Below are 12173 nucleotides of genomic sequence, written 5' to 3'. Positions count from 1 at the left end.
AAATTGTTGCCCTGGGGTATACCGGCAGTTCTATTAATTGGATGGCAGATTACTACCAAAACAGGCTTTCTATCAACCCATATCCCCCTGCACCTTCGGATGTCTACTTTGCTACTGTAGAACTGATGCGATCAGGTGAACTGTTTCACCACGTATGGGTTAGTCTGTGGCGTGCATCCATCGGTTTTCTAATCGGAGGAAGCATCGGATTCATGTTTGGTTTATTTAACGGGTTGTTTCGGACCACAGAGCTGCTATTTGATACCTCTATTCAGATGCTAGTTCCCATTACTTTGTCCAGACCGAGGCAGAAAGACAAACCCGCTTTCAGTTCTATCGTGAACCAAATATTAAACCATATTATTGGACTCCCGGCAAATTCCTACCTAACCATACGAACGAGGACGATTTGGAGTATGCCTTTAACGCTGTTCCAAAAATAAACTAAATTTAAAAGACACTCCACATAAAAAACAAGGTGTGAGTGTCTTTTTGTTTTTTGAATTCACATGATTATATATAGATGTCATTCTCCATGCTGACGAGCATAGACTATAAGAGGACTAGCATACCATTACATTTCCACTTAGGGTGATACCTGTGAAAACGAGTCATGGCAATTATAAGTTGTACTTTCTTAGCCGTCTATTGAAAAAGGGTTCACTAATATTCACAGGCTCAGTTGTGCAAGGGTTCGGAATGGCCGTCTTTCTGTTCCCTCATTCAATACCCTCCGGGGGAGCTGCAGGTCTGGCGGTACTGCTTAACTATTGGATTCATTTACCAATGAGCCTCGGGTTATGGCTTATGAACATAATGTTTTTACTTTTTACAGTACAATATCTTGGGAAAATCAGCGCACTAGGCACAATTATGGTCATAACCGTCACGTCTGTTTCCGTAAATGTGTTAGATGTATTGTTCGAATCGCCCTTTTCAAATATTTGGGTAGATCTGCTTGCAGGCTCGATCCTGTTAGGTGCGGGTATCTCCATTCTCCTGAGTCAACGCGTTTCAAATGGAGGCATTGGTTATGTTGCTTTAGCCATTTATAAGTACAAACGCATCAACCCGGGCAAAACGTTATTTTGGATGAACGGATTTATCTTTTTGCTAGCAGCATATGTTATTGATTGGAAGATCATTATCCTTGCTGTCATCTGCCAATGGGTGTCTACGCGGATTGTCACCTGGATCTACAACCCGCCCTTTCATAGGGAAACCCCTGTATACTCTTTAGCTTGGCGTAAAAAATAGCTTGGACTAGGTTATTATCTGCCGGGGGCCGTCTCTAATACGTGTACTGGCCTCTTCCCTTTCTTTCCTTCTTTCCCCGAGGATTCCTCATCCGGAGTATTGCCAACTCGAATCATCAGCAATGCGAGCAGTCCAACGATAAATGTAAATCCAGCAAGGGATAGAAACATCCCAACTTTGGACCACTCCATCAACCAGCCAAACAGGGGAGGTCCAATCGCAACTCCTAAGAACCGTACCGAACCATATAGTGAAGTAACAAATCCACGCCGCTCTTTACCTACAGCACCTGTGATAAAGCTGTTGATACAAGGAAGGATAAACCCCGTACCCAGACTGCTCAATGCCAGAACGGATATGAATAATGTTAGGTTGTTTACAAACGAAAGTATCCCGTAAGAGATGGTCATTAAGGTAAAACCCAGCACAATCAGCTTTTTCATTAACTTCTTATTTTTACCTATTTTCGCACCGGTTATATAAGACGTAGTACACATGACTAATAAAGGAATGGCCAACATTAATCCCTTCATTACTCCTGTTATGTTATGGGTTTTTTCCAGTATTTCCGATAAATAAAAGAGAATCCCGAACAAGGTAAACAAACAAGTAGCTCCTGCTAAATACGCTGTAAAAAGCCATCTGCCCTGTTCCTTGAAAGCACTCATTAATCCTGAAATGTACTTTTTTAAACCTGGCGGTTCTTTATCTTTTTTCTTTTCCTTGATAAAGAACCAAGTCAAACCTATGGAAATTAGAACAACTAATGGAAAAGCGAAAAACGCTCCGTACCAGACGATTAATGCAATCAAAGATCCTAATATGGGCGAGATAACCTTACCAAATCCATTAGAAGCTTCAACAAGCCCCAATACCTTGCTCTCCTCTGCCCCTTTGAAAAGATCCCCCGCCAAAGCCATTGCGATTGGGGCTGTTCCTGCTGCTCCAATCCCTTGCAAAGTTCGACCCACGAGAATCCAAGTATAAGCATTTGCAAAAGTAGCCGCGGCGAACCCAGCTAATAGGCCACCTAATCCATAAAGAATTAACGCAGGAATAATAACGGCTTTACGTGAAAAACGGTCAGATAAGTAACCCAAAATGGGTATGGAAAAAGCTGCAACAAGTGAAAATATGGTAATAGTCATACTTACCTGAAACGAAGAGAGATGAAGTTCCGATTTCATTTTAGGCAAAACTGGGATGAGCATGGAATTTCCCAGCGTCATAATCAATGGGATTGATCCAATTGCCACGATGGTTTTACCCGATGTATGCTCAGCCATTGCTTAAGTAGCCTCCTTTAATTCACACCAAATGTCCCCGTTAGATTGTCCCTCCCTTGTTATCCTTATACTCAAGACCTTTGTATTAGATAGTCATCTTTTGGGGAATATTGAAATCAATAATCTATTAACCTCAGCATTAAAGGAAAGGACTAATCCATGTGAAGCTGTTTATTGAGTATATTTTAGATGAGATAGAGCGGATAGGAATCCAAAATTCATTACGAGTTTCGCTTTCTTCAAAGAAAAATGAGGATAATTATATCCGCGGGGTAATGCAGTTTTTTGACAATCATTTTGATGTCCATCTTGTCATTGTATTTAGTTTCCCAGAAGAAGATCCAGGCCTGAATTATATCTTCTGGGTTCTGAATAAAGAAGGAAACGATAAGGTCGTTGAGAAAGACGGCTCAGAAGAAAAAGTTATGGAACTTGTTAAAAGTGCAGCCATGAAAGAAATTAAGATCAACCTTTCCAAAGGAGCTGAAATCCGTAATCTCTTCAAAGAGATAGGTCTTTGTCTCCCACCTTCGGTTGTTATTTAATGAATATTTCGATTAAGCTGCTAGGAATCAAAGACGAAAGGAAGCCAGTCTCCAAAAACCGGGGACTGGCTTCCTTTTTAGCTTTTACAGACTTAAGTGCTTTAAACTCTGGCAGGAACGCGTCGTAGCCACATGTGAAAGAAATATTCAAAAACACCAGCCAACGCTGTAATAATTAGGATATCGACGAAGGACATCGTCCAATCTGCCGATATACTAACAAACCATAAAACTAGGAATACAAGTACTCCATCCAGAGCAGTCGCAAACAAGTTGGTGGATTGTGGCAGGATCATAAGATCACCAAGCACGTAGGAGACAATTGCAATACCGAGGGCCGTAATGAGTGCTCCTGCTGCTGAAGCATTAGACAATAGAACAAGTAAAGCAGTTATCATGAGCCCATGTACCGTAATTATCCTCTTCCGATTAAAAGGGTTCACATAAAAATATAAACGTATAATTGAAGCTCCAAATTCACACTCTACTGCAGAAAGGGGGATTTACTGATGCCGCATGACCACACACCTGATGAAACTGACAATGATCCAAAAACAAAATACGAAGATACGGGTATTCATCCACACCCAAGCATGCTTCCAGTACATGAGGCTGGGGATGATCGTACATCCGTTGATGAAAATTCTCAAAAAAATAAGTAGAACAAAAAAGCGTCTTAGCCCCGAGTAGATAGGGCTCAGACGCTTTTATTCTTGAAACGGTTTATTTTCCGTCCAGGGTTTCTTCATCCTTACGGAGTTGTTCTTTTGCAAGCTGTGCTGCTTCTAACGAGCCGCTAACATCAGATTGATCTACTGCAGCTTGAGCATGTCTAATGGAACGGTCGGCCTGAGTAATCAACTCGCTCGAAGGATGCTCTTCCGCTGCACGGACAGAGCGGTGAGCTGTTTCTACTGAATTCAAGGCTTGTTCTGCTTTTGTTGGAGGCTTACCGCCTGGATTCTGATTCAATGTAGTTCCTCCTTTGTCTTATGGCACGCCGTTCCTATTATGCGAATCACAGCGATATTTTATCCGCTAATCATTTAATCCCTTTCCATCCAGAATTTGCGGCATATACTTATCAATCCTTGACTCTCTTGTTTTGGATTGTTTAGGTTCAGAAAAATAATGAAGGTATGCTCTTTGCCGTCCCGGCGTCAATGCTTCAAAAGCAGTTTTCAAGGCAGGGATAGCATTCAATTTATTTTGAAGTTCTTCAGGTATTATGAATTCTGTCGTCTTTTTAAAATTCACTTCCAAACCAGCTTTTTCAACTTCAATGGCTTCATAAATATAGGCTTTCAAGAGAGTTTCCATTTCAACTATTTCTTGAACGTTGGTAAACCGAATCTGGCGCGCCGCCTGTACATTCTCCGTTTGTTGGATTAGAATTCCCTGAGCATCCTTTAACAAGGCACCTTTGTGAAACAGAATCGCACAATATTCTTTAAATCCATGTATTAAAAGGATGTTTTTTGTATCATAAGTGTAACAAGGATGCATCCACTTGAATTCTTCGGTTAGTTCACAGTCAAGAACGATATTTCTCAACGTCTCATATTCTTCTTTCCACTTTTTAGCTTTACTTAAAAATTCTTCAACCTTAGGATTTACTCTACGATTTGTCATCAAGAAACACCCCTCTTCTATTTAATTTTGTCATTAGCTCATTATCTTATACCGAGCCAAACATCTTCTGCCCTCTCGGTTGATCTCCTTTATCGTCAGGCTCAAGGGTGATCCCGATCTTATCGAAGTCCAGGTCCGGAATGCTTTCCAGCTCCTCAGGTTGATAGGGCACCAGCCCTACCAACCCAGCGTATCGGTCGTATAAGACGGATAATGCTTCCTGCCGCTTTCGCTTCACAAGCAGCAAGCAGCATCAATTCATAATCCGATAGATTATGCATGTGGACGATGCCTCCAGGTCGACTTAGGATGGGAACCCGTACTAATCATAATAGAAATAGAGCAATTTGGCGAGAACGCAAGGTAAAAGCAGGGGAACCACTAACGGCTCCCCTGCCGATGAGAAAGCACTTACCTCTTTAGTCGGCCTTAACAGTAATCGAACCTTTCATGCCCGGATGAGGGATACAGAAGTAACTAAATTCACCCTGCTTGTCGAAGGCAAACGTTTTGGATTCATCCTTGCCCATAAGGTCACTGTTAAAGGATTTATCCTCCGCTGTAGCCGAATGCCGTATCTCATCCCTAACACACCAAATAGAGTATGACCTTCAAGCATTTGGGCGGATAAGCTCTCAACCAATGCCGTAGCGATATGAGCATTCGTTAATTTGGGGAGCCCGGCAATTTGCATTAGGCCTTTACCTGCCGCGAACGACTCGGTATCCTTAAAGATAAAGTCCTTATTGGATTTATCAAAACCTAAAACTTCTAGGAGTACTTTGTATAGCTGCCTGCGAACTAATGATGGCTAAGGGATCAAAGCGGTTAGCGCCTGCACCGTTCCAGCCGTATTCGGGGTGACTGTGCAGATAAGCAAGGATGGCTTGATTGCTTTTACCCACCAGATTGGAATCAACAAAGTTATTCTTTCCGGTGTATGCGATAGCTTCATCGAGCTTGCCCTGGAGCCTGAGCGAAATAATTGCAGCCTGAATACGAGTTGATGATTTGGACAAATATTGAGCATTCACACCGCTTCCATCTCCCGTGAGAAGCCCTAGCTCGAAGGTTGTCTGGCCATCTGTCTTAACGGTGGTGCTTCCTGCCTGTCCCGTACTGACTTCTGCCGCCGAGGATAATGCTGCCGGTAGAAGCATCACCATCGCCAGCGAAACAGATAATAGTAACCGTCCATACTTCTTCATCTACAATAACCTCCTATTTAATGGGTCTATTATTATAGGTAAACGTCTGAATGGACAATACGGTTTGAATTTTAAATAAAGTTTTTTCTTTGTTAGTTGCACTTTATGCAGCTATTTGCCTAACAATGTGATAGAGAAGCTATTTAATTGTATTTATTGCACTTATTTTGCAAATATTGGCCCAAAAATCACTATAGCTTCATATATAAGTGCAGAAAGTGCAACTATAGTCGCTTGAAGGAACTAATGTGCGGAGATAGGTGTACAAAATACACTTATAACTTGAACGAAGGAGAATAACACTTTGAAATATTTACATACAAATAAAAATTTCAATCATGAAATCACTGTATTCGAAACGAACCATCTGTATGGTGAGAAGGGAAAATTTAGAGTCTTACAGTTTTCTAACGAGGCTGTACAAGGGGCACTGGACTTGGAGAATCCGGATCGTATTGTTCTAGAGTATCCTCGGGCGATCATCCACCTTCTAAAGTCTAATAACCCTGAGTTTGAAAATGTCTTTGTGATTGGGCATGGTATAGGAACAATTGCAGGATATTTTGCGGATAAAATTTTTACAATCGCGGAACTCGACCCTGAGGTCGTGGAGTTAAGCCGAAGGTTTTTTGATTATCAACTAGACAATGTGACTGTAGGAGATGGCCGGTCTATTCTCGAAGGTGAGGACGATGAGGTTTATGATTATGTAGTTTTAGACGCCTTTAACAGCAAAGGAACTCCCAAACATTTAATATCTAGAGAATTCTTCACAACGATCACTGAAAAGCTTAACCCCCAAGGATCTCTCATCATGAATGCGATTGGGAAAAGTGAGAATGACACTTTAATCAATGCCATTCATACGACTCTTAGAGAGGTTTTTCCCTATCTAAAATCTTTTGCCCTTCCGGCAGAAGGGGCCAACGATCATCAGAATATCCTGATCATGGCCAGCCATCAGCCCTTAAAGTTTCAGGAACGGCTGATGGCTGGATTCCGAGAGATCCAAGGGGGAGATGGATATATCATTACAGATAATTATTAACGGGTAATTATTAACGGGGTTAGAAACCTGAAGCTGCACTGAAGGTATCTCCACCTTCTATTGTTCCGGATTTGAACCCTTTATAGAACCATTGCTTTCTCTGCTCGGATGTACCATGTGTGAAGCTTTCAGGCACAACATACCCTTGGGCTTGTTTCTGGATACTGTCATCTCCGACAGCACTTGCAGCTGTTAAGGCTTCTTCTAAATCGCCCTCTTCCAGTACATTCATATCCTGCGCGTGATTAGCCCATACACCGGCCAAATAATCGGCCTGCAGCTCAAAACGGACCAAATATTTATTGAACTCCTCTTTGCTAAGCTTTTGACTTAAAGGCATAATCTTCTCCGTCGTTCCGAGCAGCGTCTGCACATGGTGTCCCACCTCGTGGGCTATTACATAAGCCATGGCAAAATCACCGGGGGATTTAAATTTTTGCTGAAGCTCTTCATAGAAACTTAGGTCAATGTACAGCTTGTGATCACCTGGACAATAAAAGGGACCGACTGATGAACCTGCTACACCGCAAGCTGACTCCACACTGTCTGTATATAGTACAAGCTTTGGATTTTCATAGACCTTATTTTGCTGTTTAAAAATATCTGTCCATACTTCCTCAGTATCAGCCAGTACAACAGATACAAAATCAGCAAGTTCTTTCTCTTGAGCAGTCTCTGTATATGAAGTGTTTGATGTTGTATTAGAAGTTGTAGTGCCCAACAGGTCACCCGGATTACCGCCGAGCAGAGTTACGATCAGAAAGATAATGATACTGCCGATGCCCCCACCCACTAACGTTTTACCGCCTCCGCCCATGCCTCTTCGATCTTCTACGTTATTACTGCCTTTTCTGCCTCTCCATTGCATGGTTTGTCCTCCTTAGGTCATATATGAAGTGATTTAAATACAAAAATATTATGAAGTTATAAGTGATATACCCTAGAATGAGAGAGTTCAACACATTTTACCTTCTGACAATTTTTATGCTCCATTGAAAATACTATAATTCAACAGCAAAAAGGCGACAGGATTATCCTGCCACCTCAGCCTTTACATATGAATCAGTCGTTCAAATTAACAATCGGCGGATCGATATGTAGGTCCTCATCTGGTTTGGTACTTAACCAATGACTAAAGGCGACTTGAAACCTGGATCGTGTAGGTGCACATAGGAAGGGACCCGCCTTTTTGCCAGAAGTAAAGGGAAACCGTGCCACACGGATTGTCCGCCAAGGATGCTCTTCAGTCCGGGCACGTATGATTACAGCATCATTGAGTCGGGAAGCGCGAAGCGTAACCATTCCACCTGCCCAATCGGGAACCGGGGATAAAGACCAGTCGGAGTATTCATTAGTGACTACAGCCCCTAGATGAGGGATGTCATCATTCATTTCGATACCGGCCTTAATCCACTGGGTTGGACTGTACCATAGCATTATTCCAGCTTGATCATAAAGTTCTGTTAAGCTATTCAGCTTAAACGAAACCTCTACTCCGTCAGTATCTTCCCATGGGGTTAAAAGAGCGTGACCATTGTCATGTTGAAATTGGTACAACGTCTTTTCCCAATAATCGCTTCCTTCCGCAGCTTCCACAAGAAGTGTATTCCCCTCAAATCGAACCGATTTGGGGTCATTACTCCAACTCCCTAAATTCCAAGGGATTGATGTAAAACTCATAATACACATCCTCCTTAATTAAGAGTGTCTTCCTGCTCCTCCACCGCTGCTAGCGCTGCCGCCATTGCCACCAGAAGATCCATCGTTGCCTCCGTAAGAATCATCGTCATCAGAGTAATTGCTTCCGCCTGAGGAATGGCGACCGGCGCCCCCTCCGGTACTGGCTCCTCCGTCATTGTCATCTTCTTGGTAGCTAACAACTGAGGAGTAACGACCCGCACCACCGCCGTTTGTTGAACCCCCGTCTCCTCTATTTCCCCAGAAGTTATTTTGCTCTATGGATGGTGTGTTATGTCGGTAAGGATGACGATTGCGATTATACCAACGCCGGCGATAACCGTTATTCACTTGACCTTGCCAAGGTCCATAACGTCTTATATTTCGGGAACTGTAGGGATTATACGGAACTCCATACAACCCTAAATTGTTGTTACGACGTCCTGAGACGATTCCAATCCATATTATTATAAAGATGATACCTGAGAAAATAATGATCCCCTTAGTTAGACCAGATGAACTTGATTCTTGTTTTAGCTCGGTAGTCGTTGAACTCTGAACCTTTACAGTTGTAATTGGGGTGGAATCTGCTCTTGCCAGAAAAAAACTGTAAAATGCATTTGTAGTCGCAGTTGCACCCGAAGCATACTGTTTTTTAGCAAAAAGCGGCTCAAGCTCCGTGTCAAGAATGTTGCTGATCCTATCATTTGTCAGAATCTGATCTATATCTTTCCCCTGTAATACATGATAATGATCTCCGTTTATATCTAGAACCAGCATTACATCCTTGGGTCCTGCACCCATAGAGCCGAATTTCTTATAGGTGTAATCCTGGAGGTTTTTTTCTCCGTTTTTAGTCACCGTTACCACATAAATACCAGTTCCTGTTGTTGCTCGATATTGATTGCTGGATTGATTAATATAATCCTTGGTAACCTGTTTAAAGACACCCGCATTATCTGCCACATAATTTTTCGAGCTTACTTGCTCTGCCCAGGTTCCTCCCAAACTTTGTATAAAAGCCCCGTAAGATTTACGTGCCCCACTATTGTAATTTTTAGCTGCAAAGTCGGGTTCAAGAGATTGGGATAGTATACTAGAAATTTTGTCATTACTTAAGGAATTCTCTATTCCCTTACCTTGTACGGCCCAATAGTCATCATCCTGAATAGAAAATAATAAGAGTAGCCCATTGTTTTTCTCAGCGGATCCAACCCCCCAGCTATTGAATAACGCCGTGGCGTATTCTTTAATTGGAGTCCCTTCTGTAGATTCTACAGTAACTAATACGACTTGTGCCCCCGAATCTTTGTGCAACCGTATTCCATAGTTCACCATATAATTTTCAGTTTTCTGATCAATAACATTGGCAAAATCGTTTACATAGAAAGAACCCGTATGTTTTGGCAAAGCGTTCTGAGCCAACACATACGAAGGTATCATTAGACACAGCAGCAGAGTAAATACCAAAGTAACAATTCTCGTAATTCTAGAAATCATATGTAACTCCCTTTCTCCTATACAACCACTTCATATTTGGTAATCTATTCAATGTTTTAAAATTCAACACGGCTCCCTAAGTATCCTTCCTGTTTGTCTGATTATTCAACAAAATGTTCCATAAAAATCGGAAAAATTCACCTTTTTATTTTAATCATACAGTTAATTATTAACGCTATTAACTATTGGGATTCAGCAAAAAAAGCCCGATTTCTCAGGCTTTCTACGTCCAAGCTATTTCAAATAGAATCGACGATACCTCATCACTTTTTTGTACATAGATTTATCCTTAAGCTGATTAAATATATAAGGGTCTGGGTTCATGTTCACTTCTATGATCCATGGGGTAAATGTACGGTCTAACCCAACATCAACGCCGATTTTATTTATTCTTGGGTAGTTTTTCTGAAGCTGTGCTGCCATTCGAATTCCCAGTTCATTTAAATCTCTGGTTAGATGTTCTATTTGACGTTCTGAGAGATGGGTAGACAGCAATTTTTCAATAGCCATCGGTTTACCTCCGCTGTGATAATTCGTGACAATTTTACGGGGATGTCCTAGACGGCCAATGACCCCTGTTGCCTCCCAAACTCCCTTGGGACTTAATTGAACCATCACACGAATGTCGAACCGACGATTGTTATGCTTCAGGAGATGGATTCCTTTTTGTATCAGATAACTTCTTCCCCCCGTGCGCTTCGCAAGACTCTTATAAAAGGCATCAAAGGTGTCAAAGTTTCTAATGGTCTCTTCATGCTGATAGGTGAACCCGTATCGCTCCCTTCGTTCGGCACGAATAACTCCATTTCCGTAAGTTCCCCGCTCGGGTTTTACATATATCATTCCATAGCTGTAGATCATCTGTTCCAAGTTCTTACTGTTAAATTTACGGGTATCCGGTATATATTGTTTGATAAAACTGTTGCGAAGCAGCAATTGGGTCTTAATCCATTTACTTTGCACTGGGTTTACGGTTTTCACCTTCACACTGCACTCTCCTGTCCCGATAGGATGCATTAGCACTTTGCAAATTTCCAAGCGTCACTGCATCCTATGCAAGATTACGAACAGAAGAGTAAAACATATGCCCTGCTTCATAAGATATAATTTTCCCGTCACCTTCGCCCGTACATAAGCCAATGAATCCACATAACTTAGTGCAGACGCATAATGCGAATTTGTGCTTGGAGATGAGTATATATGTCAGCTACCTTCTTAGGCCATACGTCTGGCAGCCCAGCTATTGATGTCCTAATCCCGGCGATCGAAAAGGATTTAGCCACACTTCCTTATGTAATTGATAGTCTTCGCCGTTATGTTCAACATCCTATCACCAAAATTTACATTGTCTCTCCCAATAACAGCAGAATAAAGAATCTTTGCTCCCGAAAAGGATGTGCTTTTGTCGATGAAACAACTCTCCTGCCCTTTACCAAAAAAGATATCCATTATTCCTCGACCCGATGGAACCGCTCCGGATGGCTGTACCAGCAGTTGCTGAAAATGAATGGGGATACCCTTTGCCGGGAGAATTATTTCCTAGTGATTGACGCAGACACCATTCTGATTCGCCCGCATCGTTTTCGTTCTAACGGAAAGTCGATTTTCTACTGTCGAAATTGGAGTCAGCCTGAGTATTTTCGTACCTACCGCAAATTATTGGGTACCAAAGCCCCTTCCCCCAGATCCTTCGTCACTCATTACATGCTGTTTGAGAGAAACAAGCTGGCTCAATTAAAACGTAAAATAGAAGCCAAACACGGCCTTCCCTGGTATACCGCCATTCTCCGCAGCATTAATAAGAAACAACAATTTGGATTCTCAGAATTCGAGACATACGCCAACTATATATACAGTGAGAATCCTTCAGCAGTTATTCTAAAAAACGCACAGAATAAGTCTCTTAAAACCTCTGCTTCATCCTTAAGTAAGGGTCAAACAACGAAGTTGTCTAAGACGTACCGCTCTCTTTCCTTTCATCAGCGTAAGGGTTACACCCGTACATCAAGACCCTAAGGAG

17 protein-coding genes are annotated in these 12173 nt (G+C 42.0%); 6 read left to right on the top strand and 11 right to left on the bottom strand.

The window, feature by feature from the left end; all coding sequences use genetic code 11:
* Positions 1-41 precede the first annotated feature (41 nt).
* Together PWYN_RS30080 and PWYN_RS19570 are read left to right on the top strand one after the other, a co-directional pair.
* Positions 42-443 (top strand): ABC transporter permease, encoded by a 402-nt coding sequence (locus PWYN_RS30080; protein ID WP_052088177.1) that lies wholly within the window; start codon positions 42-44, stop codon positions 441-443.
* 157 nt (positions 444-600) lie between these two features.
* Positions 601-1257, top strand: coding sequence for a YitT family protein (locus tag PWYN_RS19570; RefSeq protein WP_240479795.1), 657 nt, complete (start codon positions 601-603; stop codon positions 1255-1257).
* A gap of 14 nt (positions 1258-1271) precedes the next feature.
* Here PWYN_RS19570 and PWYN_RS19565 read toward each other — a convergent pair whose 3' ends face one another.
* A complete protein-coding gene (locus tag PWYN_RS19565; protein WP_036655423.1) occupies positions 1272-2543 on the bottom strand; it encodes an MFS transporter in 1272 nt (423 codons plus the stop codon).
* Between the two features lie 161 nt (positions 2544-2704).
* Here PWYN_RS19565 and PWYN_RS19560 point away from each other — a divergent pair, with 161 nt between their 5' ends.
* Complete coding sequence (locus PWYN_RS19560) at positions 2705-3088, top strand: hypothetical protein (RefSeq protein WP_036655421.1); 384 nt, start codon at positions 2705-2707, stop codon at positions 3086-3088.
* A gap of 101 nt (positions 3089-3189) precedes the next feature.
* On the opposite strand, the gene PWYN_RS19555 is transcribed toward PWYN_RS19560, so the two are convergent.
* The gene (locus PWYN_RS19555; protein ID WP_036655419.1) at positions 3190-3531 is read right to left on the bottom strand and encodes a DUF2512 family protein; all 342 of its coding nucleotides are present in this window, start codon (positions 3529-3531) and stop codon (positions 3190-3192) included.
* A gap of 66 nt (positions 3532-3597) precedes the next feature.
* Between PWYN_RS19555 and PWYN_RS29340 the strand changes: the two genes are divergently transcribed.
* Complete coding sequence (locus PWYN_RS29340) at positions 3598-3750, top strand: hypothetical protein (protein ID WP_157261224.1); 153 nt, start codon at positions 3598-3600, stop codon at positions 3748-3750.
* Between the two features lie 61 nt (positions 3751-3811).
* Here PWYN_RS29340 and PWYN_RS19550 read toward each other — a convergent pair whose 3' ends face one another.
* The 5 genes from PWYN_RS19550 to PWYN_RS19540 form a co-directional block, all read right to left on the bottom strand.
* On the bottom strand, positions 3812-4060 hold the full coding sequence (locus tag PWYN_RS19550) for a hypothetical protein (protein WP_036655418.1): 249 nt from the start codon (positions 4058-4060) through the stop codon (positions 3812-3814).
* 66 nt (positions 4061-4126) lie between these two features.
* Positions 4127-4720 (bottom strand): YdeI/OmpD-associated family protein, encoded by a 594-nt coding sequence (locus PWYN_RS19545; protein WP_036655416.1) that lies wholly within the window; start codon positions 4718-4720, stop codon positions 4127-4129.
* 46 nt (positions 4721-4766) lie between these two features.
* The gene (locus tag PWYN_RS29335) at positions 4767-4967 is read right to left on the bottom strand and encodes a hypothetical protein (RefSeq protein WP_157261223.1); all 201 of its coding nucleotides are present in this window, start codon (positions 4965-4967) and stop codon (positions 4767-4769) included.
* Positions 4968-5139: 172 nt separating this feature from the next.
* Complete coding sequence (locus PWYN_RS30710; protein ID WP_084146801.1) at positions 5140-5250, bottom strand: cupredoxin domain-containing protein; 111 nt, start codon at positions 5248-5250, stop codon at positions 5140-5142.
* 225 nt (positions 5251-5475) lie between these two features.
* Positions 5476-5928: a hypothetical protein gene (locus PWYN_RS19540; RefSeq protein ID WP_036655413.1), complete on the bottom strand. Its 453-nt coding sequence runs from the start codon at positions 5926-5928 to the stop codon at positions 5476-5478.
* 304 nt (positions 5929-6232) lie between these two features.
* Between PWYN_RS19540 and PWYN_RS19535 the strand changes: the two genes are divergently transcribed.
* Positions 6233-6976 carry a spermidine synthase gene (locus PWYN_RS19535; RefSeq protein ID WP_036655411.1) on the top strand — a complete coding sequence of 248 codons (744 nt, stop codon included), beginning with the start codon at positions 6233-6235 and terminating at the stop codon, positions 6974-6976.
* Between the two features lie 19 nt (positions 6977-6995).
* On the opposite strand, the gene ypfJ is transcribed toward PWYN_RS19535, so the two are convergent.
* The 4 genes from ypfJ to PWYN_RS19515 form a co-directional block, all read right to left on the bottom strand.
* Positions 6996-7844 (bottom strand): KPN_02809 family neutral zinc metallopeptidase, encoded by an 849-nt coding sequence (ypfJ, locus tag PWYN_RS19530; protein ID WP_036655408.1) that lies wholly within the window; start codon positions 7842-7844, stop codon positions 6996-6998.
* A 194-nt stretch (positions 7845-8038) separates the two neighbouring features.
* Entirely contained in the window at positions 8039-8656 is a 618-nt protein-coding gene (locus PWYN_RS19525) for a DUF1349 domain-containing protein (RefSeq protein ID WP_036655406.1), read from the bottom strand.
* An 18-nt stretch (positions 8657-8674) separates the two neighbouring features.
* Positions 8675-10153: a TPM domain-containing protein gene (locus PWYN_RS19520; RefSeq protein WP_036655404.1), complete on the bottom strand. Its 1479-nt coding sequence runs from the start codon at positions 10151-10153 to the stop codon at positions 8675-8677.
* A 234-nt stretch (positions 10154-10387) separates the two neighbouring features.
* On the bottom strand, positions 10388-11140 hold the full coding sequence (locus PWYN_RS19515; RefSeq protein ID WP_036655401.1) for a YheC/YheD family protein: 753 nt from the start codon (positions 11138-11140) through the stop codon (positions 10388-10390).
* 213 nt (positions 11141-11353) lie between these two features.
* Here PWYN_RS19515 and PWYN_RS19510 point away from each other — a divergent pair, with 213 nt between their 5' ends.
* The gene (locus PWYN_RS19510) at positions 11354-12169 is read left to right on the top strand and encodes a DUF6492 family protein (RefSeq protein ID WP_036655399.1); all 816 of its coding nucleotides are present in this window, start codon (positions 11354-11356) and stop codon (positions 12167-12169) included.
* Positions 12170-12173 lie beyond the last annotated feature (4 nt).

The sequence above is a fragment of the Paenibacillus wynnii genome (assembly GCF_000757885.1).
GTDB classification, from domain to species: domain Bacteria; phylum Bacillota; class Bacilli; order Paenibacillales; family Paenibacillaceae; genus Paenibacillus_AQ; species Paenibacillus_AQ wynnii.
This window is presented reverse-complemented; position numbering and strand designations above follow the sequence as displayed.